The sequence below is a fragment of the Marinobacterium stanieri genome (assembly GCF_900155945.1).
Classification (GTDB): domain Bacteria; phylum Pseudomonadota; class Gammaproteobacteria; order Pseudomonadales; family Balneatricaceae; genus Marinobacterium; species Marinobacterium stanieri.
The window spans coordinates 680,930-706,278 of sequence record NZ_FTMN01000001.1 but is presented as its reverse complement, the minus strand read 5'-3'; the positions used below and the strand labels follow the sequence as shown (position 1 = coordinate 706,278).

Annotated in this window: 25 protein-coding genes; 10 read left to right on the top strand and 15 right to left on the bottom strand. The window is 57.0% G+C overall.

Annotated elements, in window-relative coordinates; all coding sequences use genetic code 11:
- Nucleotides 1–48: 48 nt before the first annotated feature.
- Nucleotides 49–1,941, top strand: coding sequence for a sigma-54-dependent Fis family transcriptional regulator (locus tag BW956_RS03250; protein WP_076460777.1), 1,893 nt, complete (start codon nt 49–51; stop codon nt 1,939–1,941).
- Between the two features lie 87 nt (nt 1,942–2,028).
- Here the strand turns inward: BW956_RS03250 and BW956_RS03245 are convergent, their stop codons facing one another.
- From BW956_RS03245 to BW956_RS03220, 6 genes are all read right to left on the bottom strand, one after another.
- The gene (locus BW956_RS03245) at nt 2,029–4,059 is read right to left on the bottom strand and encodes a TonB-dependent receptor domain-containing protein (protein WP_076460776.1); all 2,031 of its coding nucleotides are present in this window, start codon (nt 4,057–4,059) and stop codon (nt 2,029–2,031) included.
- Between the two features lie 163 nt (nt 4,060–4,222).
- Nucleotides 4,223–4,966: a siderophore-interacting protein gene (locus tag BW956_RS03240; RefSeq protein WP_076460774.1), complete on the bottom strand. Its 744-nt coding sequence runs from the start codon at nt 4,964–4,966 to the stop codon at nt 4,223–4,225.
- Complete coding sequence (locus tag BW956_RS03235; protein ID WP_076460772.1) at nt 4,959–5,843, bottom strand: ABC transporter ATP-binding protein; 885 nt, start codon at nt 5,841–5,843, stop codon at nt 4,959–4,961. The genes BW956_RS03240 and BW956_RS03235 overlap by 8 nt, the downstream gene beginning before the upstream one ends.
- Nucleotides 5,840–6,955, bottom strand: coding sequence for a FecCD family ABC transporter permease (locus tag BW956_RS03230; protein ID WP_083702909.1), 1,116 nt, complete (start codon nt 6,953–6,955; stop codon nt 5,840–5,842). Before BW956_RS03230 ends, BW956_RS03235 begins: the two co-directional genes overlap by 4 nt.
- An 11-nt stretch (nt 6,956–6,966) precedes the next feature.
- Nucleotides 6,967–7,983 carry a FecCD family ABC transporter permease gene (locus tag BW956_RS03225; RefSeq protein WP_076460771.1) on the bottom strand — a complete coding sequence of 339 codons (1,017 nt, stop codon included), beginning with the start codon at nt 7,981–7,983 and terminating at the stop codon, nt 6,967–6,969.
- The gene (locus tag BW956_RS03220; protein ID WP_076460769.1) at nt 7,980–8,927 is read right to left on the bottom strand and encodes an ABC transporter substrate-binding protein; all 948 of its coding nucleotides are present in this window, start codon (nt 8,925–8,927) and stop codon (nt 7,980–7,982) included. The genes BW956_RS03225 and BW956_RS03220 overlap by 4 nt, the downstream gene beginning before the upstream one ends.
- A 190-nt stretch (nt 8,928–9,117) precedes the next feature.
- Here BW956_RS03220 and BW956_RS03215 point away from each other — a divergent pair, with 190 nt between their 5' ends.
- The 7 genes from BW956_RS03215 (at nt 9,118) to BW956_RS03185 (ending at nt 15,723) form a co-directional block, all read left to right on the top strand.
- Entirely contained in the window at nt 9,118–10,017 is a 900-nt protein-coding gene (locus tag BW956_RS03215) for a LysR family transcriptional regulator (RefSeq protein ID WP_076460768.1), read from the top strand.
- Between the two features lie 257 nt (nt 10,018–10,274).
- On the top strand, nt 10,275–11,015 hold the full coding sequence (gene glnH / locus BW956_RS03210) for a glutamine ABC transporter substrate-binding protein GlnH (RefSeq protein ID WP_076460766.1): 741 nt from the start codon (nt 10,275–10,277) through the stop codon (nt 11,013–11,015).
- A 65-nt stretch (nt 11,016–11,080) separates the two neighbouring features.
- Nucleotides 11,081–11,737, top strand: coding sequence for a glutamine ABC transporter permease GlnP (gene glnP, locus BW956_RS03205; RefSeq protein WP_010322086.1), 657 nt, complete (start codon nt 11,081–11,083; stop codon nt 11,735–11,737).
- Nucleotides 11,734–12,459 (top strand): glutamine ABC transporter ATP-binding protein GlnQ, encoded by a 726-nt coding sequence (gene glnQ, locus BW956_RS03200; RefSeq protein WP_076460765.1) that lies wholly within the window; start codon nt 11,734–11,736, stop codon nt 12,457–12,459. Before glnP ends, glnQ begins: the two co-directional genes overlap by 4 nt.
- A complete protein-coding gene (locus tag BW956_RS03195) occupies nt 12,452–13,492 on the top strand; it encodes a C45 family autoproteolytic acyltransferase/hydrolase (protein WP_076460763.1) in 1,041 nt (346 codons plus the stop codon). Before glnQ ends, BW956_RS03195 begins: the two co-directional genes overlap by 8 nt.
- Nucleotides 13,492–14,379 carry a MurR/RpiR family transcriptional regulator gene (locus tag BW956_RS03190; protein ID WP_076460762.1) on the top strand — a complete coding sequence of 296 codons (888 nt, stop codon included), beginning with the start codon at nt 13,492–13,494 and terminating at the stop codon, nt 14,377–14,379. The genes BW956_RS03195 and BW956_RS03190 overlap by 1 nt, the downstream gene beginning before the upstream one ends.
- 141 nt (nt 14,380–14,520) lie before the next feature.
- Complete coding sequence (locus BW956_RS03185) at nt 14,521–15,723, top strand: MFS transporter (RefSeq protein WP_076460760.1); 1,203 nt, start codon at nt 14,521–14,523, stop codon at nt 15,721–15,723.
- 78 nt (nt 15,724–15,801) lie between these two features.
- On the opposite strand, the gene BW956_RS03180 is transcribed toward BW956_RS03185, so the two are convergent.
- From BW956_RS03180 to puuE, 6 genes are all read right to left on the bottom strand, one after another.
- Nucleotides 15,802–16,440 (bottom strand): TetR/AcrR family transcriptional regulator, encoded by a 639-nt coding sequence (locus BW956_RS03180; RefSeq protein ID WP_076460759.1) that lies wholly within the window; start codon nt 16,438–16,440, stop codon nt 15,802–15,804.
- A gap of 143 nt (nt 16,441–16,583) precedes the next feature.
- On the bottom strand, nt 16,584–17,762 hold the full coding sequence (locus BW956_RS03175; protein ID WP_076460757.1) for a urate hydroxylase PuuD: 1,179 nt from the start codon (nt 17,760–17,762) through the stop codon (nt 16,584–16,586).
- Nucleotides 17,763–17,822: 60 nt separating this feature from the next.
- Nucleotides 17,823–18,326 (bottom strand): ureidoglycolate lyase, encoded by a 504-nt coding sequence (locus BW956_RS03170; protein WP_076460756.1) that lies wholly within the window; start codon nt 18,324–18,326, stop codon nt 17,823–17,825.
- 11 nt (nt 18,327–18,337) lie between these two features.
- Nucleotides 18,338–19,324 carry an allantoicase gene (gene alc, locus BW956_RS03165; RefSeq protein WP_076460754.1) on the bottom strand — a complete coding sequence of 329 codons (987 nt, stop codon included), beginning with the start codon at nt 19,322–19,324 and terminating at the stop codon, nt 18,338–18,340.
- A gap of 50 nt (nt 19,325–19,374) precedes the next feature.
- The gene (uraD, locus tag BW956_RS03160; RefSeq protein ID WP_076460753.1) at nt 19,375–19,896 is read right to left on the bottom strand and encodes a 2-oxo-4-hydroxy-4-carboxy-5-ureidoimidazoline decarboxylase; all 522 of its coding nucleotides are present in this window, start codon (nt 19,894–19,896) and stop codon (nt 19,375–19,377) included.
- Nucleotides 19,893–20,816: an allantoinase PuuE gene (gene puuE, locus BW956_RS03155; protein WP_076460751.1), complete on the bottom strand. Its 924-nt coding sequence runs from the start codon at nt 20,814–20,816 to the stop codon at nt 19,893–19,895. The genes uraD and puuE overlap by 4 nt, the downstream gene beginning before the upstream one ends.
- Before the next feature lie 318 nt (nt 20,817–21,134).
- Here puuE and uraH point away from each other — a divergent pair, with 318 nt between their 5' ends.
- Nucleotides 21,135–21,491 (top strand): hydroxyisourate hydrolase, encoded by a 357-nt coding sequence (gene uraH / locus BW956_RS03150; RefSeq protein WP_076460750.1) that lies wholly within the window; start codon nt 21,135–21,137, stop codon nt 21,489–21,491.
- Between the two features lie 83 nt (nt 21,492–21,574).
- Here uraH and BW956_RS03145 read toward each other — a convergent pair whose 3' ends face one another.
- Complete coding sequence (locus BW956_RS03145; protein WP_076460748.1) at nt 21,575–22,192, bottom strand: LysE family translocator; 618 nt, start codon at nt 22,190–22,192, stop codon at nt 21,575–21,577.
- A 256-nt stretch (nt 22,193–22,448) separates the two neighbouring features.
- Here BW956_RS03145 and BW956_RS03140 point away from each other — a divergent pair, with 256 nt between their 5' ends.
- The gene (locus BW956_RS03140) at nt 22,449–23,144 is read left to right on the top strand and encodes a GntR family transcriptional regulator (RefSeq protein WP_076460746.1); all 696 of its coding nucleotides are present in this window, start codon (nt 22,449–22,451) and stop codon (nt 23,142–23,144) included.
- A 27-nt stretch (nt 23,145–23,171) separates the two neighbouring features.
- Here BW956_RS03140 and guaD read toward each other — a convergent pair whose 3' ends face one another.
- Both guaD and xdhC read right to left on the bottom strand, forming a co-directional pair.
- Complete coding sequence (gene guaD, locus BW956_RS03135) at nt 23,172–24,479, bottom strand: guanine deaminase (protein WP_076460744.1); 1,308 nt, start codon at nt 24,477–24,479, stop codon at nt 23,172–23,174.
- A gap of 36 nt (nt 24,480–24,515) precedes the next feature.
- Nucleotides 24,516–25,343, bottom strand: coding sequence for a xanthine dehydrogenase accessory protein XdhC (gene xdhC / locus BW956_RS03130; protein WP_076460742.1), 828 nt, complete (start codon nt 25,341–25,343; stop codon nt 24,516–24,518).
- Nucleotides 25,344–25,349 lie beyond the last annotated feature (6 nt).

Here is a 25,349-nt window from a genome sequence, read left to right as displayed (position 1 = left end):
CCCCCAAAGGCCATCATGGGTACAGACAACAGCAGTCATTCGCAATTAATGCATCATCAGGGAGTGGGGAGTGCCTCACCGCCAGCCATCAGAGGTTCATGGGCGCGGTGCATTGATCAGTATCGTCTTGAGCCTGGACGAGACCTGCTGCCTCCTCGCTTGAGTGATGCCGAAGTGAAGCAGCACCGGCATGAGCTGGATAGTCTGCTGCATGCAGCCGAACCGGTATTCCAGCGTCTGAGTCGCTTTGGTGGCGGTAATGGCTACTGCGTGCTGGTTACAAACCGTCAGGGTGTCGTTCTGCGTCAGTATATTGACCCCCAGCAGGGGCGTGAATTGGCAGAGAAAGAGCTGAGTGTTGGTACCGTGTGGACCGAGAATCTGGTCGGGACCAATGGCGTCGGCACTTGCCTGGCAACAGGTGAAGCCCTGACCGTTCACGCTGCCGAGCATTTTGGTCGCGAGTTGAGGAATTTCAGCTGTTCAACAGCGCCACTGATCTCGCCCCATGGAGATATGATCGGCGCATTGGATATTTCCACTTTCGCCCAGGAGAACCGGACACTGGTTGGCCTGGCACAAAACCTGGTCTGTGATTCCGCCGATCAAATAGAAGCTGCGATGTTCAGGTATAGCTTTCGTGCTGTGCATGTCTTTGCCGTGGCAAACCACTCGCAGGTATCCAGTGAGCATTGCACGGCTCTGCTTGCCTGTAACGACAGCGGTACTTTGATTGGTGCAACGACGCAGGCTCTGATGCTGCTCGGAGTGGCTGAACGTGCCTTACTTATGGGGCAGAACCTCTGTTCGCTTGCAGGTGTCGCCTTGGACAGGGCCTTGCTGAAACCCAATGAACTGGAATGGGCCAGTGGATCAACGGCACCACTCTGGCTGGTGCCGACAGCGCCGAAGGTAGTCAAAACGCAGGACTCATCAGTGCCTGCCCGCACGCCTGAAACTGATCATGAAAGTACGTCTTTACTCGATCGTCTTGCCGGCAGTGATCACCGGTTGAGACGAAACGCCCACATATCCAGGCGCGTCATTAACCGGAATATCAACATTCTTCTGCAAGGCGAAACAGGCACGGGCAAGGAAGTCTGGGCCAAAGCACTGCATGAAAGCAGTCATCGTCGTGACAAGCCGTTTGTGACGTTGAATTGTGCCGCCATCCCCGAGTCGCTGATCGAGAGTGAACTCTTTGGCTACAGTGCCGGTACGTTTACGGGGGCACTGAAGGGCGGGAAAGTCGGTAAGGTTCAGGCCAGTAGCGGTGGCACCCTTTTTCTGGATGAAATCGGCGATATGCCTCTGGCACTTCAAGCGCGGTTACTGCGAGTCCTGGCGGAAGGTGAAATTACGCCGCTTGGCGAGGTGCAGCCGGTACCGCTTGATCTCCATGTTATCAGTGCCACCCACCGTGATTTGAGACAGCTGGTTCAGGAAGGACAGTTCCGGGAAGACCTGTTCTACCGTATCAGCGGTGTGGCTCTGGAGCTGCCAGGGCTCCGGCAACGTGCGGATAAAGCGGCGTTGATTAGTCAGCTGGTTTCAGAGTTGAGTGATAAGGCTATTGAACTGGATGCCCAGGCATTTGATGTGCTGGCCCAATATGGCTGGCCGGGCAACATACGGCAACTGAAAAGCGTTCTGGAGTTCGCGCTTTGTATGTGCGACAGCAACGTCATTCGTGTTGAAGATCTGCCTGAAGAATTGATGCAGAGTGAGCTCCAGATCCAGAGGCAACAGAGATCACACCTGTCTGAAACTCAACCACTGCGGCATGAACCTGTAGTTGCGGGCATGGCCAGTGAGCAGGAGCGAAACAGGATCCTGGGTGCTCTGGAAGAAAACCGCTGGGTCGTTTCACGTGCTGCAACTGCACTGGGTATGAGCCGGTCTACATTGCATCGGAAGATCAAAAAACTGGGTATTCGCTAAGGCTTTGGCTTTCTTAATGGGCCGCTGCAAAGCCTGTCCGGGATAGGCAACCGAGGCCCGAAGGGGTAGGCCCCGGTTGCTGCAGGCTTAGAAGTTGACGTTCAAGCCCATGTTCAGGCGTCGGCCGTCCAGCACCACGCCGTAGCTTTCATTGGTCACTTCCTTGTCCAGCAGGTTATAGATACCCGCTTTCACCTGCGCATTGGCGGTCAGCTGGTAGGCCAGGCCGACATCCACAAAACCGTATCCGGGCGTGCCATCGGACATGCTGCGGCGTCCCATGTAATCGGAGGTCTTGCCGCGGTAGTTAGCCTGCGTCCACAGGTTCAGGTCGGCGGACTTTTGCCAATCCAGGCTGGCGTTCACCATATGCTTGGGAATCTTGTTGAGCGGCTCACCCTTGTACTCGCCGGATTTCTGCTCCGAATCGGTATAGGTGTAGCTGGAGCTGAAGCGCAGTGACGGCGTCAGGTTGTAATCAAGGCTTAGCTCGATGCCGCGCATTTCCGCTTCGTCGATGTTCTGGCGGGTGCTGACAAAGGTATGCGGGTTGCCGCCGTAGGAGCATTCATCCCAGGTTGACACGTCATTGCGGTCGTAGTCGCTGTCCTCACACAGGCGTTCTTCCGCAATCTTGTCCTTGTAGTCGGTGTGGAACAGCATCAGGCTGGTGCTCAGGTCAGATACCGGGCTGTCGAAGACAAAGCCCATCTCGTAGCTGATGCTTTCTTCCGGTTTCAGGTCCGGGTTGCCGATGATCACGGCTCGCGGGTGTGGAGCAGGGGAGCCAGCCCCACCGGTGCCGCGGCCAAAGCCTTCGGTGGCATCTGCAAGGCCAGGCTGCTTGTAGCCGGTTGATACGCCGCCTTTCAGCATCCAGTCCGGGGCGATGCGGTAATTGGCATAGACACGGGGTGTGAGGTGGCCGCCAAAAAGCTCATCATCGTTGTACCGCAGGCCGGTGGTGAGGTTCAGCTTCTCCGTGACGGCCCAGTCCATTTCCGCAAAAACGGCAGCGAGCCAGCGGTCAGCGCTTTTGACTGCACCGGGGATATTGGCATCCAGCAGGCCGTTGGTTTCGTCAGTGAAGTCTTCGTACTTGTACTGACCACCGAAGGTTAGGGTGTGGTCACCCAGGAAGTAGGCGCCCTGAGAGTTGAACGTGGTGATCTCCTCGCGTTTGGTATCGTCCTGTACCAGATCAGACACGTCGTGCTGCAGGAAGGTGTTCATGAAGAGATCGCCATAGCGCCCATCATGGCCCAGCACATACACATCCTTGTCGTAGCGACGGTTGGAGCCGGTGCTGTCAGTCGTGATGCTTTTACCCGGCGTGCTGGTGGCTTCCAGGCGGGCGGCATCGTAGGCAAAGGAGATGGCGTTTTGCTCATCGGGGGTCAGCGTGAATTTGACCCCGCCCTGCTTACGGGTGGTATCGGGCTTACTGGCAGCGCTGTCGTCGGCACCGGCAAAATCACTTTCATCCAGCCCCAGCCAGCTGCCGTTGACCTGAGCTGACAACAGGCCGGGAATCAGCGAGCCGCCGGCAAAGAGGTTCACTTGCTGCTCATCATTGTTCACGTCGTTGAGGGATTTGGTGAACTCGGTGCTGAGCGTACCGGACCACTCACCGCTGCTGCGACGGGTGATGATGTTGATGACGCCACCCATGGCTTCGGAGCCATACAGCGACGACATGGGGCCGCGAATCACTTCAATCCGCTCAATCATGGCGATGGGCGGCAGGGCGATCTGCTTGCCGCCGTCGGAGCCGTTGGTGTTGACGGAGCGCCCGGCCGAGATGGGACGACCATCAATCAGGTAGAGTGTGTACTGCTCATCCATGCCGCGGATGCTGATGTCCTGCATGTTGCCGCCACCGGTCACGTAGACCCCCGGAATGTTTTTAACGGCATCAACCACGGAGTTGTAGGACTTCTTCTCCAGTTCTTCCCGTGAGATCACCGAGATGCTGGCCGGAGCATCGACGATGTTCTGCTCGAAACCGGCAGCAGTGATGACCACGTCCTGTTGCTCGACGGTCTCCTCTGCCCAGGCGGTCATGCTCATACCGGCGGCAACCGCCAGCGCCAGCGCGTTAGGGGTCAGTTTTTCCATCTGTCCTTATCCTCTTTGTTTGCAGGGTGTCTCTGATAAATCTAAAGCTGGATGCTAGATAAAATGATTATCAATAGCTTTGAAGGGTGTTTGTCGTCTCTATGCGGGCGTTCAGGCAGGTGTCGGCCTGCCTGAATATTTGCCCAAGCTATTGGACTCTGCTTCAGGCAGCATCCTGGTCCAGCCTGCTTTTAAGGCTTTTGTGCTCTTCCTCTCGAACACCCCGTTTCCAATAGCTGGAGATATACATCTGGTCACGTTGCACCTGTGGCTGTGCTCGGAAATAGGTGCGCAGCTGGCGCATGCTGTTCATTTCACATGCGCACCAGATATAGGGTGTGCCGTTGAAGCAGGGCAGAGTTTTCACTTTTTCCAGCAGCAGGGTTTCATCCAGGCCCGGTTCCGGGTTGATCTGCCAGTGCAGGGTTACGCCTTCGGGAGTCTGCAGTGGCTGGATATCGTCGTCGCTCAGCACCTGAATTAAGGCATGTCCCTGTGCATCCTCGGGCAGTTGGGCCAGATTAATGCTGATGGCCGGCAGGGCGGTCATGTCCCCGACAATCAGGAACCAGTCGGCTGACGGATTTGCCAGTTTTTTGGGGCCGGGGCCTCCGATCAGAATGTCCTCTCCGACCTGGCTGTTGAGCGCCCAGGAAAGCGCCGGGCCTGACTCTGCATGGACAGCAAAGTCGATATCGATCTCGTTGTCGCGCTGTGCACGGATGGTGTAGGTGCGTGCAATGGGACGTTGGTCATCGCCGCGCGGGAACAACAGTTTGATATAGGCACTGGCCTGGTCGGCGGGAAACTGCTGCATGTTGGGGCCGCCAAGGGTGACCCTAAGCATGTTCGGTGTCACGTAGGTTTTGCGAATAACCTGGAGTATGCGCTGATTGGCTTTATTCATCGTTATCTCCTGAAATGGGGGCCTTGGCAGGGGCTTGGCGTGGGTTTTTACTGGCGCGGTGCATGTTGATGAGCATTGGGCTGCCGGTGACGGGGTCGGGCAGGATGTCGCAGTGAACGCCGTACAGCTGGTGAACCAGCTCAGGTGTCAGAACCTGGCCGGGGGCGCCCTGAGTGATAAGCCTGCCGTCGTGCATGGCCACCAGGTGGTCGGCAAAGCGGCAGGCACTGAGCAGGTCGTGCACGACCATGACGATGGTCTTGCCGTGATCGGCACTGAGGTGGCGAATCAGTTCGAACACTTCCAGCTGGTGGCCCAGGTCCAGCGCTGAGGTGGGCTCGTCCAGCAGCAGGCTGGGCGTATCCTGTGCCACCGCCATGGCGATCCAGGCACGCTGGCGCTGACCGCCGGACAGCTCTTCCAGCATGCGGTTTTCCATGCCGGTCAGGTCCGCCGCTTTGATGGCGCGCTTCACCGCACGCTGGTCGTCCGGTGACCATTGGCTGAGCCAGCTTTGATGCGGCTGGCGGCCAAAGCGCACCAGGTCTTCCACACTCATGCCCTCAGGGGCCGAGGTTTCCTGTGGCAGCAGTGCCAGCTTGCGAGCAACGTCCCGTCCCGGTAGCCGGTGAATATCCTGGCCATCCAGCAGGATGCTGCCGCCCAGCGGTTTGAGCGTTCGGGCCAGCGAGTTGAGCAGCGTCGATTTGCCACAGCCGTTGGGGCCGACAATCGCGGTTATCTTGCCGGTTGGCAGGTTGAGATCCAGACCGTCGATGATGACCTTGTCGCCGTGACCCGCGACCAGTTGCCGGGCTTCAAGCTCGACGGCGGGATGAATGTGTTCAGTTGGGATCGCGCGATTAAAACTGTTCATGGCGTGTTCTTGAACGAAGGGTTAAGCAGCATCCACAGCAGATAAGGGCTGCCGACGACGGCGGTTACGATGCCGACCGGAATTTCCAGCGGCGCCAGTATCAAACGACCGGTCAGATCGGCGGCCAGCATGATCAGGGCGCCACAAAGGGCTGATGCGACCAGCGGTACGCCCTTGTGACGGTAAAGGCCGCGGGCAACTTCAGGCCCCAGCAGTGCGACCAGCCCCACCGGGCCGGCAACGGCTACGGCCAGCCCGGTCAGCAAAACAGATAGAATGAGTCCGTTCCGGCGTACCTGTTTGAGATTGATGCCAAGGCCGATACTGACCGCATCGGACACCTGCATAAGCTGTAATGCGCGGGTCATCCTGAGGCTCAGTGCGAGCGCAAGGGGCAAGCAGGCTGCCAGCGCTGCTGTTGCTTCGGGACTGCGTGCGTTCAGGCTGCCAACGGTCCAGGGAAAGGCGGCGTTGGCATCATCAATGGCGACCCGGCTGAGCATGAATTGAGTCATGGCTCCGGCGATCGCTCCAATGCCGATACCGGCCACAATAAACCGGTAGCCACCTCGACCCGATGCGCCGGTAAGGCCAAACGCCAGGGCACAGGCTGTAGCAGCCCCCGCCAATGCCATGGAAGAAGGTGCCAATGACAGGCCGGTGCCGGTCACGGAAGCGACCGCGAAGGCCGTGGCAGAGTTGTCGATACCGATAATGCCCGGCGTTGCCAGCCGGTTTCGGGACAGTGTCTGCATCAGGCAGCCCGAGAGGGCAAAGGCGGCACCCGTTGTCAGCCCTGCGAGTACGCGCTGTAAACGCAGCTCATTCACCACCAGCTGGTTGATGGCCGGGCCTTGATGCCACAACGCCTGCCAGACTTCTGCCGGAGACAGGCTGACACTGCCGGAACCCAGCGAGAGGGTGACAACTATCAATAGCAGCAAGATCAGCAGGCTGTTGATAATGACGGCACGTTTGGGAATCAGCAGGCTATAGCCTGGGCGAGTGCCATCAGAAGTACCATTAGAAGTACCACTGGAGCGCCACAACCAGAAACCGGCAGGTGGCCGGTGGAGCGGTTGTGACTGATCAAGAGGGCGTGCAGCATCCATAAGGCGTCTCGTTAAAGCGTGGGCAGTCGGCGGCTGCGGACAACCATCAACAGGACGGGGGCGCCGATCAATGCCGTTAGTACGCCCAATGGCAGCTCGGCCGGTGCAACCAGCAGGCGTGACAGGGTATCGGCGCTGATCACGATAATCGGCCCCAGTGTCAGGCATAGCCAGAGGGTGCGGCGGATATCAGGTCCTGCCAATGCACGGGCGATAAAGGGCACTACCAGCCCGACAAAAATGATGGGGCCGGCGACTGCTGTAGCCGAGCCCACCAGAAGTGCGACGATGACAACGGCGATGAATCGGATACGGCCGGGGTGGTGCCCCAGTCCCTGGGCAGCACGCTCACCCAATGCCAGACTGGCCAGCGGGCGGATGATGATCAGTGTCAGGATGAAAGCCAGTCCCAGAGAGGGCATTAACTGCAGTGCCATATCCAGGCTGCGCCCGGCAACGCTGCCGGTAATCCAGAAGCGGATCTCATCAGCCGAGCGCTGGTCAAACATCAACAACAACCAAATCAGTGACAGCAGCAGCCCGGTCAGGGTCGCACCAGCCAGCACCAGTCGAACAGGATCATTGCCGACCCCCTGGATACGCGCCGCCGACAAGACCAGCAGACAGCCGGCGAGGGCGCCGAGCTGGGCAACGTGTACGGTCAGTGTTGCCGCGCTGGCGCCCAGCATCAGGGCCAGCGTGACGGCAAAGCTGCTGCCGGCGCTGACACCGAGCAGGCCGGGCTCTGCCAGAGGGTTGCGGGCCAATGTCTGCATCAGGGCACCGGCGCAGCCCAGCATGGCACCGACTAAAAAGCCGATCAGGGTGCGTGGCAGGCGCAGCTCCCTGACGATGAAGTTGGCTTCATCGCTGCTTTGCCCAAACAGGGCCTGCAAGGCTGCCTGCGGCGACAGATCACCCGCGCCCAGCATCAGACTGGCCAGACAGACCAGCAACAGCACCAGAGCGGTTGCCGGGAATACCTGACGCAAAGGCCAGTGGTGGCGAGGCGCTTGCCCTGATGTCATTCAGCCTGGCCCTGTACCAGGGTATCCAGCTGTCGCAACACTTCACGTGCTGCCAGAGGGCCGCTGGCGCTGGTCCAGAGTGTGCCATCGACCGGGAATGCACGTTCTTGTTTGACCACCTCCAGGCGAGAAAACGCAGGCGAGGTTTTGGCGGCGTCCATCGCTTTCTGGCCGTCATCATTCAGGGTGGCCATGAACAGCCAGTCCTGATCGATCACGTTCAGTTTCTCCTGACTCAAGGGTGAGCTGTGAGGACGTCCGGGCTTGATGAGGCCACTGTCTTCCAGTTCGAAACCGGCTGATTCCAGCAGAGTTGAGGCGAAAATACCCGGTGCCATCAGCATGGCGCCCTGAGGCATCCAGCGCATCAATACGGCTTTGTTGCCGGTGTCACTTTGCACCTGTGCAAGACGTTTTTTAAGTGCCGCGGTTTCCTGAGCTATATCCCCCAGCACCCGGTTCATTTCTGCCTGTTTGTCCATGGCGCGTGCGTATACCAGGCTTTCATTTTTCCAGCTGTCACTCTGGTAACGTTCGATGTCCGGCACGATGGTGGGGGCCACCGATGACAGCAACTGATATTGCTCCTGGTTGAGGGTCGGTGCGGCCAGAATCAGATCCGGCTGCAGCGCAATAACGGCTTCCAGGTTGGTTTCACGCGAGGTGCCAACAATGTTGATATCGGGGACCGAATCTTGAATGTAGGGCGCAACACCCTGGCCGCCGCGAGTAACCACCGCGCCCAAAGGTTCAACTCCCACGGCCACGGCTGCATCCAAAGCGCCTTCATAGAGGGTGATCACCCGTTGTGGTGTCTGCTCCAGTTCGACCGTTCCATATTTGGTATCCACTGAAGGCCCTGCAGCATTGGCAATTTGTGAAAGCAGTGCAGTACCAAGGGTGAAAATTGTCAAAAATCGACGAATAACATTGGACGCTGACATCTTTTCCATACTCACAAGGTGGGGTTTAATTAACTGGAGCGGCCCGTACTGCCTGTATTACATAGCTTCAACGGGAAGCAGCGGCGGGCAGCGGCTACAAATTCATGTGGTAATAATAATGCTTCTTATTTGGATTTGAAGGTGCTAGTCTGGCACAAGGTGTTGCAGAAAATGGAACGGTGTTGCGAGCATGTTTGATCTGAAAGAGTTGGAGGCTTTTGTCTCTGTTATGAAAAGCCAAAGCCTCACTGAAAGTGCACGCATGCTTGATTTGCCCAAGTCGACCATGAGCCGACGTATTCGGCAGCTGGAATCTGAGCTGGGGCAGGCACTGCTGAGGCGGGAGTCCAACAAGCTGATCCCGACAGAAGCCGGCAAGCTCTTTCTGCACTACGCACAGGAAATACTCGATCTGGCGGGTAATGGTCGCTCAGCGCTGGATGAACTGAAGCAGGATGTCAGCGGCAAGCTGGTGGTGAACTGCCACGATGCTCTGCTCAGGCCCTGGTTCGGGCCGCTGATGCTTGAGTTCATGAACACCTTTCCGGGACTGGAGGTCAGCCTTAAAACGCAGATAGCCCCACCGGGGCTGGAGCAGAAGGATGGGCTCTGTCTCTGGCTGGGGAAAGAGCCGGAAACGGGGATGAACTGCGAACATATCGGCACCTTGCATCAAAGTGTCTATGCCAGTCCGGCCTACCTGCAACAGCATGAACCTCCGGCTCACCCCAGTGATCTTGCCTGTCACCGCTGGATAGGGCTTGGCAGTGAAGAGCAGGACGGTGTTGAGTTCTGGCATCTGAACGAAGGGCGCAGCAAACCCAGCCTTGCCAACAGCCGATTGAAAGTGGACCGGTTGTTCATGAAGGTGGATGCAATCGTTAATGGCGGGGGGCTTGGCCTGCTGCCGGACTGGAGTGTGTCCCGCCGTGAAAGTCACCACCCGGGCGGGCTGGTGAAGTGTCTGCCGGAATGGCAAGGCCCCTCACAGGGCATCTATTTGCTTTACCCCCATGGCTCACTGACCCGCAGGGCCCAGGTCTTTCTCACCTATATCCGTCAGTCACTGCCGCAGGAGTGGCTCGGGTGACACCACTCAAGGACTGAGGTACCGAAAAGCGTATTTTCAGCTCCAGATTTCTTTGAAAAAGCCTTCTACGACTTTAATGGCACGAATCATGCTGTTGTTTCTGGTGCCGTAACCGAAGTCCGGATAGAAGGCTTTTGCTATCTTTATGCAAATATTTTTGCTTTATCTTTGTGCTATAGCAACTATATTTGCACTACCGGGGTGCGCATTGATGAAAATCTGAACACTCACGTTCAAAACAAAAAAGGTAACTGAAGATGAAAACACTGCTCAAGCTAGCCGCAAGTGCTGTACTCGGCCTGTCCATGACTGCAACCGCAGTGGCCGCTGATGAACTGGTTGTTGCTACGGATACCGCTTTCGTGCCCTTTGAATTCAAGGAAGGGGACAAGTATGTCGGCTTTGATATCGACATGTGGAGTGCCATCGCGACCGAACTTGGCCTCGAATACAAGCTTCAGCCCATGGACTTTGCCGGCATTATTCCCGCCTTGCAGACCGGGCAGGTCGATGTTGCTCTGGCAGGGATCACCATCAAGCCGGAGCGTGAAAAGGTGATCGACTTCTCGGACGGTTACTACGACAGCGGTTTTCTGCTGATGGTCCCGGCCGATAGTGCGATTAAAGGTGCCGAGGACCTGGCTGGCAAAACGCTGGCCGTGAAAACCGGCACTTCGGCGTCAGATTATGCCGAGGAAAACTTCACCGACACCGATCTGCGTAAATTCCCCAACATTGACAATGCCTATCTCGAATTGCGCACAGGGCGCGCCGATGCCGCCATGCACGATACACCCAACGTTCTCTACTACATCGCCAAGGCGGGTAACGGCCAGGTGAAAGCGGTTGGCACTCAGATGATGGCCCACCAGTATGGCATCGCTTTCCCCAAAGGCAGCGACTTGGTGGAAAAGGTCAATGCAGCCCTGGCGAACATGCGTGCCGATGGGCGCTATGACGAAATCTACAGCAAGTGGTTTGGCAAGCCGTCCAGCTGATTGATGGCCTGAAACATGGATGGGCCTGGTCCCATCCTGCTGTCCCTGTTGTAGAGGTGATGAGTGTGGAAATAGATTGGTCCGTAATTTTTTCGTTTTTGCCAGAGCTTGCTGCCGGCGCTAAAACTACGCTGTATATCACAGTGGTTGGCCTTATCGGCGGCATGTTTCTGGGCGTGGTGGCCGGCCTGATGCGCGCCTATGGCGGCCGCTTTCTGAATGCCGTTGCCTTCGTCTATATCGAGGTGATTCGCGGTACGCCTATTGTTGTGCAGGTGATGTTTCTCTACTTTGCCCTGCCGGTTCTGGCCGATATCAGAATCGACCCTCTATCGGCGGCCATACTGGCCATCATTGTGAATGCCGGTGCCTACATTGCCGAAATTGTGCGAGGCGCACTGCTGTCCATCTCCAAAGGACTGACGGAAGCGGGCCTGGCCATGGGGCTGCCCTACTGGAAAGTGCTGCTCTACATTACCGGTCCGCTGGCTTTTCGCCGCCTGATTCCCCCCTTGGGTAACCAGTTCATTGTCAGCCTCAAGGATACGTCGCTGTTCATTGTGATCGGTGTGGGTGAACTTGCGAGAACGGGCCAGGAGATCATGGCATCCAACTTTCGCGCGGTGGAAATCTGGACCGCCGTTGCCGTGATCTACCTGCTGATGACCGGAACACTGACCCTTCTGCTGCGCATTATCGAGAAGAGGATGAGGATTCTATGAGCATTATTACGTTCAACAAGACCTCAAAGCATTTTGGTGCGCTGAAAGTTCTGGACCAGGTTGATTTGAGTATCGATGCCGGGGAGGTGGTTGTGCTGATCGGCCCATCGGGGTCCGGCAAATCGACGCTGCTGCGGTGTATCAATGGGCTGGAGCAAATTACCGACGGCGACTTGGTAGTGGATGGCATCAGTGTGAACTCAGGCGCCAAACAGCTGCGTGAGATTCGCCAGGAAGCGGGCATGGTGTTCCAGCAGTTCAACCTCTTCCCCCAGCTTACCGCACTGGAAAATGTGGCTTTTGGTCCGAAGAAAGTCAGAGGTGCAGATCGCCAGGAAGCCGACAGGGTTGCGATGGAACTGCTGAAAAAAGTCGGGCTTGAGGACAAGGCGAAGCATTTTCCTTCCGAGCTGTCAGGCGGTCAGCAGCAGCGTGTTGCCATCGCTCGAGCATTGGCGATCAAGCCCAAGGTGATGCTGTTTGATGAAGCTACCTCAGCACTGGACCCGGAGCTCAAGCAGGAGGTGCTGAACGTGATGCGCCAGCTGGCCGAGGAAGGGATGACCATGATTGTTGTGACGCATGAGATCGGGTTTGCCAAGCAGGTGGGGACACGGCTGATCTTTATGGAACACGGAAAGATTGCCGTTGACGGTGACCCTCGAGAGCTTATCGATAACCCTCCCAATGACCGTCTGAAGGATTTTCTGCAACATGTCTGAACAGATCAATGATGAGCTTGGCTGGCACCTAGTATCCGGCAGCCCCGAAGAGATTGGGCGTCAGCTGGGGCGCCTGGGCCGTGATGCCGTGCAGACGTTCCTGGTGCGGGATGCGCTCTGGGAAGAGGTGAATTCCGATGCTCACCAGCCGCGCCTTGCGGTGTTGGAGCACAGTGTTCGCACTCAATTTCCGGATATCTGGCAGGAGCTGGAAGGTCTGGCATATGGGTTGGAGCTGCCGTTGCAGCAGGTCTTTGCCTGGAACTGTCGAGGCGATCTGCTGGCGTCGGTGCCGGATGGGTGTACGACCGTGCAGCTGGCCGAGGAGGGGAGGCACACGATTGCCCATAACGAAGACGGCTTGCCGTTCTTCAAGGGTCACTGCTTCATTGCACAGGTGACTCCGAATAAGGGGCCCGGCTTTGCCTCGTTCTGCTATCCGGGTTCTATTCCGGGCCACACCTATGCCGTCACGGAAACGGGTCTGGTACAGGCGGTGAATAACTTACGGTTGCTGGGATGTGCACCAACACTGCCACGCATGGTGTTGGGGCGGGCGTTGATGAAAGTTCAGACGCTGGATGAAGCCCTTGTCTTGATTCAACAGCACTCTAACAGTGGCGGTTTTCACTTTACCCTGGCCCAGGCGGATGATCCGCGGCTGATCAGCGTTGAGTTTGGCAATGGGCAGCACTCGATTCGTGACATTGAGGCAGGGGCTGTGCATGCCAACCATGCCCTGCACCTGCAGTCGGGTATCCAGGCGCAGGCAACTACCGAATCTTCCCGCGATCGACAAATCAGGGGCGAACAGCTGTTGAGCCAGGGAACGAAGAACCCGCTGGATATATTGGGGGACACTTCCGGTGAGGGTCTGCCCATACACCGTGAATGCCCGGATGACCCTGATCGGGAGAACACCCTGTCCACTGCGGTGATAACAATTGCAAAGGAGACAATAAGCTGGACAATTTACGGCTCTGATCTGTCTGACCCACCCGTATTAAAAGGCACAGTGCCCGGCCATTCCTGATGACAACACCTGAAGCACCCACCAACATGCAAGAGTTGCGCGATCTGATGCTCGAGATCGCGCATGGACGTAGCCAGGTTCGCCTGGGCCCCAAGGCACGCAAGGCGATGCAGGAAATCCTGGAGATGGATCGCGATCCGGCTCTGCTTTCCATTACGTCGTTATCGGCCAAGCTGAAGGTCAACTCCTCCACCATCAGCCGCCTGGCGCGCAGCCTGGGGTATCCCAATTTCGGTGCCTTGCAACAGGTACTGCTGAGCAGCTCAACCCCAGCCCCGTTTTATTCCGACCATGCCCGTACCGCGCTCGACAGTGAGTTGCCCAGCCACCAGCTGGCGCATCAACTGTGTCGAGACAATCAGGACAACATCGGCTATTTGATGCAGCATTTTGACGGCGCCAGTTTTGACAAGGCGGTTGCGCTGATCAATGAGACTCAACGTGTGTCTGTGTATGGCATTCGCCAGTTTCATGCCATGGCCAGCTTTCTTGTCTATGGGTTGCGCATGATCCGGTCGGATGTGCATCTGCTGGGCAGCAGTGATCTGGGGGTGGCTGAAGCAATCGCATCACTGGACCCTCAGGATCTGCTCATTGTGACCAGTTGTGCGCCTTACTCCAGGGGCGTTATCGAGGTGGCACAGGTTGCACGGGAGAAGGGCATGCCTGTGCTTGCCATCACTGACGGGCTGGAGTCGCCGCTGGTTGAGCTCTCCAATGTCGCCCTGTTTGCACCCCATGAGAGCAGCTTCATTTCCAACTCGCTCACCAGTTTTATTCTGCTGGCCGAGTGTCTGATTAATGGCTGTGCAGCCGCTTCGCCTGAACGGTCTGAACAGGCCCTGGCTGAGCGGGATCGCATGATCCAGGCGTTTAATATCGAATGACAGGCCCATGGCTGTCTGTCACTGCCGCGCACCAGTCCGAGTGAGATGCTGCCCTTTGGAATGAATACCATCTTGCTATGGCAGTCCAGTTGTTCCTGAAGCATGATGGACATTCCCCCTGCCATATAAGGAACAATAAGAATGTGCTCAGCAGAAGCGCAGCAGGTCAGGCCGAGGCACATATTGCCCCTGCTGGTGATTGCCCAGTTTCTGGGTACGGTGAACTGGCTCGCCGGGAACGCAATCATGCCGGCACTGCAGACGGACTGGGGCTTGCCGGTATCGGCGGTAGCCAGTTTAACCAACTCGGTTCAAATCGGTTTTATTCTGGGGTGTCTGGTGTTTGCCTTGATTGCTTTGGCAGACCGGATATCGCCACGTCTTCTGTTTGTACTCTGCGCCTGGGGCAGTGCACTGTTGAGCGGTGCCCTTGTCCTCTTTGCCGATAGTCTGGATACCTTGCTGACCCTGCGTTTCTTCAGTGGTGTACTACTGGCCGGCATCTACCCCGTGGGTATGAAGCTGGCGGCGAGCTGGTTTCCACAGGGGCTGGGGCGGGCGCTTGGCTACCTGGTCGGGGCGCTGGTGCTTGGCAGCGCGGCGCCACATCTGATTTCCGGCATGCTGGGTAATAACTGGCAACAAGTCATACTGGCGGCCGGGGGCGCTTCGGTAATTGCGGGTGTGTTGATTCTTCTTGGTGTGCCGGATGGACCGGCGCTTTATCGTGGTACGCCCCTGCGCTGGCATGCACTGGTGCTGGCATTGCGTCACCGTCCCTGGCGGTTGGCGGCCAGTGGCTATTTTGGCCATATGTGGGAGCTGTACGCGGTTTGGGCGTTTGCACCGATCTGGTTGCAGGCTTGGAGTCAGCAGCAACAGGCGGATTTGAATATTGGCCTGCTCAGCTTTCTGATTCTGGGCTCGGGCTGCCTGGGCTGTATTGCGGGCGGTAATATTTCGCTTCGTACCGGCAGTGGGCCGGTGGCGAAAACCATGTTGATTCTGTCAGGGCTTTGTTGCCTGCTGTCTCCACTGGCGTTCCAGCTGCCATTCTGGCTGGTGATGCTGTTCTGGTTTGTGTGGGGCCTGAGCGTGTCGGCGGATTCGCCCCAGCTATCGAGCCTGTCGGCGCAGAATGCGCCTGTGGAGGTGATGGGCAGTGCGCTGACGCTGATGAACTGCCTGGGCTTTACGCTATCCGTGATCTCAGTGGCCCTGTTGAGCGCCATGATTGATGTGATGCCCGTGCATTGGCTGTCCTGGCTGCTGTTGCCAGGCCCCATTCTAGGCATTATCTGCCTGAACCGGCTACGCAGTCTGGAGCGTGAACACGCCCATTAAATAGCGGATTTCAAGGAAGGGGGGCCGTGGCTTTGTGAGCTTCGGTATCCCGGCGCATTTTTCGGTCGATAGCCCTGATTAGACTGCCAGGTCGGTTTTTACCTGTTCCGCTGGCTTCACGCCGCAGCCTTTCAGCACCAGTTGTGTCAGCTGGTGTGCGGCAATATCGAAATCCGTCTCCGACATTTCGGGCTTGCCACTCACCATGGCAATTTGCCAGTCGAAATCGGCGTAGGTCTGGGTTGAGGCCCAGATGGTGAACAGCAGGTGTTGCGGGTCCACCGGGTCCATCAATCCGGCATCAATCCATTCCTGAATCTTGTTGCAGCATGCCAGGGTCTGCTGCTTCATTCGTGCGGCGATCTCTTCCGGCAGATGGGGGGCGCCGTGCATGATTTCGCTGGAGAACACCTTGGACGCGTGGGGATAACGGCGGGATACATGCACCTTGGCATAAATATACTGTTCCAGTGCCGTGGCAGGATCCGCGTTGCCGTGCAGCGGCAGCTCAGCCTGGAAAATCAGGTCGATGACGTTCTCGATGACGCTGCGGTAGAGGTTTTCCTTGCTCTTGAAGTAGTAATAAATATTGGGCTTGGGCAGCCCGGCATGCCTGGCGATGTCGATGATTTTGGTGGCGGCATAGCCTTTTTCAGCAAAAATCTCACTGGCAGCCTGAATGATCAGGGACCGGTTGTGCTCACTAATTTTAGACATCGCCTCGACCGAATCCTTTTTTTGACTCCGGGGTTAAGTATTAAGTCAATGTTAGCACCGGGCTTGAAGACTCCTCAAGCCAAATGCGGAATATAAAAAAGCCCTGTCGAGACAGGGCCCGGAGAGGAGGGTGGAGACGGCCCTCAGTCGATTGAAGCACCGTTGGCGATCCAGCGGCCGAGCAGGTCGCGCTCCTCCTGGGTCATTTGGGTGACATTGCCCAGGGGCATTGCCTGAGTGGCGATTGACTGGGCATGGATGCGCGGCGATAGCAGCTTGATCTGCTCGGCGCTGTCAAAAGTGATGCCTGCCGGTGCACTGCTGAAACCGGCAAAGCTTGGACTGCTGGAGTGGCACACGGTGCAGCGCTGTTCAATCACCTGAGACACCTGATTAAAGCTGACCTCTTGTGTCGCGGCCCGGCTGTTGTTCTGAGGTGCCAGCACGAACGCCAGTGTCACCATACCAAGCGCAGCAGCCGGCAGTGCCCAGGCAAATTGCTGTGTTGCATGTCGGGTGTTGAAGTAGTGACGCACCAGCACGCTCAATGCGGACAGCGCAGCCAATACGGCCCAGTTGAACTCCGCACCAAAAGTGCTGGGGAAATGGTTGCTGATCATGATGAACAGCACCGGTAGTGTGAAATAGTTGTTATGGCGAGAGCGCAGCAACCCTTTGGCCGGCAGTGCCGGGTCTGGCTCACGGCCTTCTGCAACGGCCTTCAGCAGCGCGCGCTGTGCCGGCATGATGACGCGGAAGACATTGCCCACCATGATGGTGCCAATAATGGCCCCTACATGTATGAAAGCACCACGCCCGCTGAAAACCTGTGACAGCGCCCAGGCGGCAAAGACGAGCAGGGCAAAAATGACCAGACCCAGCAGCCCCGGCTTTTTGCCCAGCGCTGAGTCGCAAAGGAAGGTATAGGTGAACCAGCCGATCAGCAGGCTGCCCACACCTATGGCGATTGCTGCGGCAGAGCCTAGATCCGAGCCCGGCGCCACCAGATACAGTTGGGCATTGAGGTAGTACACCACTGTCAGCAAAGCGAAGCCGGAGAGGAAGGTCGCGTAGGCTTCCCACTTGAACCAGTGCAGTTTTTCCGGCATTTGGGCGGGGGCCAGCTTGTATTTCTCCAGGTGGTAAATACCGCCCCCATGAATGGCCCAGAGATCACCGGATAAGCCTTCACGTGGATTGCGTCGGTCCAAATGGTTTTCCAGCCAGTTGAAGTAGAAGGACGCGCCGATCCAGGCGACACCGGCAATCATATGTGCCCAGCGCACGGCCAGGTTCAGCCATTCTGTGATGTAGGGATCCATGTGTTCTCCTCAAACTGCAGTGGCACGATTACTCTGTCTGTGCCGGTTTTATTCTTGTTCTCAAGCGTCGTGTACCAGCTGTATCCGGGTGTTGTCGGCAAAGAAGTACTCGTCGCAGTTGTTGCCCTCGCCTTCGCGGTCGACCACCAGGAAGTCATCTTCCTCTACACAGGCCAACACCGGGTGATGCCAGACCCCCGGGTGGTAATTGACGCCCTGGGTACCGTCTGTAATGAAGGCACGGATGGCGCTGGGGTCGGGCTCGTCGCTGGCCGGGGCCACCAGTACCAGGAAAGGGTTTTGCTTGAGTGGCACAAAGGCCTGGCTGCCGAGCGGGTGACGCTCCAGCATTTTGACGTCCAGCGGCATCGGCAGGCGCTGGGCGCGAAAGATGCTGATGATGCCCCGGTCTTCAGGTGTGCCGAGCATCACTTCCGCCAGGCGGTGGTAACGTTGGGTCGACCCGTTATTGATCATGAAGTGATCACGGCCACGGGTTTCGATGACCTCGCCGAAGTCTCTGAAGGCTTCGGCGCTCAGGGGCTCCGGTCGAATGATCAACATGTCGGTTCCCCTCAGTCCGTAACCTTGCCGAACAGGCGCAAGCGACTGATGCCACCGTCCGGGAAAATGTTCAGGCGTACATGGGTAATGGGGCCGATAGCATTCAGTTCGCCACTGAACTCATGTTCCTGGTGCATCTCCAGTTTTTGCGCGGGCAGAAGTTCTTTCCAGAACAGGCTCTGTGTCTCAATCTGTTCGTCGGTACCGCCTTTCACATAAGCTGCCTGAATGGAGCAGCTGTCGGGGTAGTTGCCCTTGAAATGCAGGGTGTCGACGACCACACGATTGATCTCACCGGGGTGGCCCAAGGCAACAATCACCCAGTCGTTACCCGGAGTACGGCGTCGTGCGGTTTCCCAGCCGTCACCCATGTTGATGCCACGGCCCGGGTTGAGGATGTTGCCCATTTTACCGAAGTGCTCATCGTTACAGGCGAGGGCACGGCCGCCGTTGAGAGCTGCCGCCAGATCGATCTCTTCGTCAGCCAGGTGTTTCCAGTCCAGGTAGGGGGTGCCGTAAACACGCAGACGGGCAACGCCGCCATCCGGATAGATATTGAAGCGGATATGGGTCCAGGGACGCTGGTCGTCGATGGCATGCAGATGATGGCTGTCGCCCTTGAGACTGACGGCGCTCAGCAGCTCGGTCCATTCTGCATCGTCGGCCGGATCGCCTTCGGGGCAGTAGCAGGCTTCCAGTGAGGCAGATGGCGGGAAGTTACCGGTAAAGAAAGAGGTGTCGATATCGACACCGCTTATCACGCCGGGCACACCCAGGCGGATGATGGTGTAGTCGTAGCCTTCAAAGCGTTTGCGGCGGGATTCCCAGCCGTCCATCCACTTGCCGTTGTCGTCAAACACGCCTTCTTTCCATACGGGAGGCTCGGGCTGGAGCATGCGATCAACCGCTGCAAACCAGTCGTCGGTCACAAAGAGCGCTTTGGTGCCGAGTCGTGCATCAGCCAGGTTGAGATATTTTTCGAACGTCATATTGCTCATGGATGTTTACCTGATATTAGGTGTCCGGATGATGATGGCGTTGGCGCGGTTCAAATTTCATCCAGACGAAAACGGGCTATTTTGTTGATTTCCTCAAGGGCTCGGCTGAATTCCACCTCGGGCGTGTTGTGAATGCGTTCTTCAAACGCGCCGAGGATCTGGTGCCGGTTACTGCCTTTCACCGCCATGATGAAAGGAAAGCCAAATTTGTCCTTGTAGGCATTATTCAGTGCAGTAAAGCGGGAAAATTCGTCCGGGGTGCACTCACTGATGCCGGCACCGGCCTGTTCCGCTGTTGATGCCGCTGTCAGTTCACCCGCCACGGCAGCCTTGCCGGCCAGGTCAGGGTGGGCATTGATCAGATCCAGCTGTGACTGCCTGTCAGCATCAAGCAAAATACGGGCCATGCGCTGGTGTAAGGCTTCAACCCGGTCGAGGGTCGGGTCCATGCCCTGGTCGTAGGCCTGTTCAGCAATCCAGGCTGAATGCTCATAGATATCGGCGAACCGGGCGACAAAGGCGTCCCGCGTCATCTCGCTGGGCGTGCAGCTTTGGAAGACAGTGTCACTCATGCCGTCCCCTCAGCCTTGAAAGGATGATGTTCGTGCCAGTGTCGGGCGATATCGATTCGACGGCACAGCCAGACCTGTTCGTGGCTGCGTACGTATTCAATAAAGCGCGCCAGTGCTGCAATTCTGCCGGGACGGCCCGCCAGGCGGCAGTGCAGCCCGATGGATAGCATTTTGGGAGATTCCGCGCCTTCTTCGTACAGCGTATCGAAACTGTCTTTCAGGTACTGGTAGAACTGCTCGCCACTGTTAAAGCCCTGTGCGGTGGCAAAGCGCATGTCGTTCACATCCAGTGTGTAAGGGATGACCAGGTGCCCCTTGCCGTTATTGTTGACCCAGTAGGGCAGGTCATCATCGTAGGCGTCCGAGTCATACAGGAACCCGCCTTCCTCCATCACCAGGTCACGGGTGTTGGGGCCGGTACGGCCGGTGTACCATCCGAGCGGACGCTCGCCAGTGACTTTCTGGATGATGTCGATGGCACGCATCAAATGGTCGCGTTCTTCAGACTCATCCGTGTACTGGTAATCGATCCAGCGGTAGCCGTGGCTGCAAATCTCATGACCCGCTGCAACCATGGCCTGTGCTACTTCAGGATGGCGCTCAACAGCCATGGCAACTGCAAAGATGGTGAGTGGAATATCATGCTTCTTGAACAGCTTCAGCAGGCGCCAGACACCGGCACGACTGCCATATTCGTAGCAGGACTCCATACTCATATGGCGCACACCTGCCAGCGGTTGGGCACCGGGCATCTCGGACAGAAAGGCTTCCGATTCCTGATCACCGTGCAGAATGCAGCGTTCGCCGCCTTCTTCATAGTTCAGCACAAAGGAGACCGCGATGCGGGCCCGGTTAGGCCACTGAGCGTGCGGTGGTGTCTGACCATATCCGACCAGGTCGCGTGGGTAAGCTTGGTTCAAGGCTCTACTCCTCTATTGGGCACGGCGTGACGGCAGTTAAACGGCAATTAGTCATTAATAGTATGCATTGATTGTATACATTTTGATTTTTGCTTTGCAACAAAAAGTTGACCTAAAAGTTAGAAATGTACGCTGTTTTCAGTATTATGGTCTTGAATTGGGAGTTCTGGGCGAATCCAAGAGGGTGTTAAAGCGTTTGGAATAACCCTGAATGCTGTTTGTATACAATAATTGTGCTATCTGTTTCAGGGAGCTAAAGCCGCTTTAATTACGGCAATGCCTGGTTGCACAGAAGCAGGATAAGAGGGCTAGGAGCTGATGGGCTATCTGACAACACATGTCCTGGACGCGGCGCACGGCTGTCCAGGTGAGGGGATAAAGGTGTCATTGTTCCGGCTGCAAAACGATCAGAGCCGGGAACAGATACAACAGGTGCTGACCAATGCCGACGGTCGCTGTGACCAGCCGATTCTGGATGCCGAAGCATTTCGGAAAGGGACTTATGAGCTTGTGTTTGAAGTCGGAGAGTACTTCCGCAAACGGGGCGTAGAACTGCCAGAGCCGGCGTTTCTGGAGGAGGTTGTGCTGCGCTTTGGTATTGCTGATGAGGCCGAGCACTATCATGTGCCTCTGCTGGTTTCGCCCTACAGTTACTCGACCTATCGCGGTAGCTAGAGCCGGCACCAGATGCCCGCAAACTGAAAAGCCGCCGGGGTAAATGGCGGCTTTTCAGGTTTGTTGTGATGTGCGTTCCGGGATTACTTGATCAACACTACGCTGCCGATACCCACAAACAGGCCAGCGCTGGCGCGGTTGAAGTGTTCCAGGTTACGCCCCTTGCGTAATACGGGTTTGAGCAGGTGGGCGCTGCTGCCATAGGCCAGTTTGCACAGCAGATCGAGCAGGCACCAGCTCAGGCACATGACCATCAACTGTGGCAGCAGTGCGGCTTCAGGTGAGATGAACTGGGGCAGGAAGGCCACGAAGAACAGAATATCTTTGGGGTTGCTGATACCCAGGGTAAAGGCGCGCGCAAACAACCGGGAAGCAACAGGCTTCACCTGGGTTGTCGCGCTTTCATGTCCCGGCTGAGAGGCTTCACGCCAGGCACGGTAGCCCAGCCAGATCAGGTAGAGAGCACCGGCATAACGGATTGCGGTAAACAGCGTTTCCGATGCTGCCAGCAGAGCGCCGAGCCCCGTGGCTGATGCGGTCAGCAACAGCAGTGAAGCGATGGTGCCGCCCATAAAAGCTGGCAAGCTGCGCTTGATGCCGTAGTTAAGACTGTTGGTGACCATCAGCAACGAGAGTGGTCCCGGAATAAGGATCACCAGCAGTGATGCCAGACAAAACAGAGACCAGCTTTCAAAGCTCATATGCGGTTCTCACAGGGTGTCAGGGGTTGGCAAGGTCCGCGTCAACACGGCAAGGGCTGGTGTGGGCGCTTGAGTAACGAGCTTACGGACGTGTAGCACGACAGCCGGATATGTATGCTGTATCAATTGTGCTGTAAGTGATTATAAAATTGTATACAATTAAATCAATCATAAATGCAGAATCTCAGTGGCGGCCAGGCCGGCACTGATAACGACTGTATGAGTTGTGGCGAATGGCAAAAGGAAAACTGACCCGATGAAGGGCGAAAAGAAAACCCAGGATGACCGGGTATATGAGCATATCTTTGATGCAATTCTGGAGCAGCGGCTGGCGCCGGGCACCAAGCTGAATGAAGAGTCGCTGGGTGAGATTTTTGGTGTCAGTCGTACCATCATTCGCCGAGCTCTGGCGCGGCTGGGCCATGAGCAGGTTGTGGTGATAAGACCCAACCGTGGGGCTGTGGTTGCCAGCCCCAGTATTGAAGAAGCGCGCCAGATTGTATTTGCACGCAGGATAGTGGAAAAAGCGGTTACAGAGCTGGTGTGCGAGCGTGCAGAGGCGGAGCAGGTTGAACAGCTGAAGCAGATGGTACGTGACGAACAGGCCTGTTTTGATCGCGGCGATCAGGGTGCGGGGCTGCGCCTGTCCGGCGAGTTTCACCTGCGACTGGCGGAAATGGCCAAAAACCCGCCCCTGCTGAGCTTTCAGCGAAGCCTGGTCTCGCTCTGCTCTCTGATCATTGCCCAGTATGAAAAAAGCGAAGCCAAGTCACACTGCTCTTACGATGAGCATTTTGAACTCATTGATGCCTTTGCCCAGCGAGACAAGGACAAGGCAGTGGCGTTGATGATGCACCATCTGGATCATATCGAGCACAAGCTGGATCTGGGTGACGAAACCGATAGCCATGACTTGAAAGCGATCTTTTCCAACGTGATCGGCCACAAATAAGGGCTGCTCAGGCATATTGGGGCTCATTCAGGTACGACTGTGAGCCCTTTCTCCCATCACAAAGGTTGCCTTCACGGCGCGATCATCCCCTAGTGTCATCAGCACGAACAGGCGCTCCTCCAGGCTCTGTGCCTGCTGCATGCGAAATGCCAGCAGCGGGGTTGCCGCGTAATCCAGCACCACAAAATCCGCTTCACTGCCCGGCTCCAGGGTGCCGATCTGCTGGTCCAGTTCCAGCGCACGGGCGCCGCCCAGAGTCGCGAGGTAGAAGGATTTGAACGGATGCAGTGGCTGGTGCTGCAGCTGCATCACCTTGTAGGCCTCGTTCAATGTCTGCAGCATGGAAAAGCTGGTACCGGCACCAACGTCCGTTCCCATACCTACACATACGCCCTCATGTTCGGCGCGTGTCAGGTTAAACACTCCGCTGCCCAGAAACAGGTTGGATGTGGGGCAGAAGGCGATGGCCGAACGGGTCTCGGCCAGGCGCTTCCACTCGTCATCACAGAGGTGAAGGCCGTGGGCAAACACCGAGCGCTTGCCCAGCAGTCCATGGTGATCATACACGTCCAGATAGCCGCCCTGGTCGGGGAAGAGGGTTTTTACCCACTCGATCTCGCGGGTGTTTTCTGCCAGATGGGTTTGCAGGTAAAGGCCTTCATATTCACTTAGTAATTGTCCAGCCCTGGCCAGTTGTTCATGGCTGCATGCAGGGGCAAAGCGCGGCGTGACGGCATAATGGAGTCGTCCCTTGCCGTGCCAGCGCTCAATCAATGCCTTGCTGTCCTGGTAGCCCTGTTCCGGTGTGTCTGTAAGCGTCGAGGGTGCATTGCGATCCATCAGCACCTTACCGGCAATCATGCGCAAGTTGAGTGTTGCTGCCTTGTTGAAAAAGGCATCGACCGATTCAGGGTGAACGGTGCCGAATACCATCGCGGTGGTGGTGCCGTTGCGTAGCAGCTCGCCGAGAAATACATCAGCAACCTGATCAGCATGCTCTCGGCTGGCAAAGGCCTGCTCGGCCGGGAAAGTATGGTTTTCCAGCCAGTCCAACAGCTGGTTGCCGTAGGCCCCCAGAATCCCGGTTTGTGGGTAATGGATATGGGTATCGATAAACCCGGGTGTAATCAGTGCATCCTTGAAGTGATGCACGGGAATGTCAGCTGCCAGTGTCGGTAATAGCTCGTTGGCCGGGCCAATGGCGAGGATGCGACCATTCTCAACCACCAACAAACCATCTTCAAAATAGCGGCAGCTGTGCTCCAGCCCGACTTCGGCAGGGTCTCCCAGGCTGTCCAGCAGGCTGGCGCGGTACGCGATGGTTGATGCTGTCATCCATTCAGCCTCTGAGGCAGTGATTCAAGAAGCGGCTCAGATGGCCAGCCGCTCGACGGTGGCGGTCGGCAGAGGTGGCTGCTGTTTCGTACCGAAGGCTGCGTTGTACTGGGCGATCACTTCGCCAGCGACAGACACGGCTATTTCTGCCGGTAATTTCCCTTTTACCTCCGGGATGCCCATGGGGCAAGTCATACGTTCCAGCAGTTGGGCGTCGAAGCCTTTTGCCTTGAGTCGATGCTCGAACTTCTTGCGCTTGGTGTTGGAACCGATCAAGCCGAAATAGGTGAAGTCATTGCGCCGTAAAATCGCTTCGGTCAGCTCCTGATCCAGCTGATGGTTGTGTGTCATGACGATAAAATAGCTGTTGGCAGCCTGTGCTTCGATCTCATCCACGGGAAATTCGTTGACGACCTTTTCAACCCCGTCCGGAATGTTGTCCGGAAACTCATCTTCCCGGGAGTCGATCCAGCGAATACGACAGGGCAGGGTCGACAGAATGGAGACCAGCGCCCGGCCCACATGACCGGCACCAAAGAGTGCGATCTGTACGATATCCGTGTTGAGTGGCTCAAACAGCAATGTGGTTGCGCCACCACAGCATTGGCCCAGGCTCGCCCCCAGGGAAAAACGCTCCAGTCTGGGCTGGGTGTGGCGCTCTTCCAGCATGGCGCGGGCGATCTTGATCGACTTGTGCTCCAGATGGCCGCCACCGATGGTATCGAAGCGCTCGCTGGCGCTGACCAGCATCTTGGCCCCTGCGTTGCGTGGCGTTGAGCCGCGCTCATCTACAACGGTGATCATCACCGCCGGGGTTGCGTCGGCTTCCAGCTGGCTCAGACCCTTGATCCATTCGGTGCTCATGGTCGT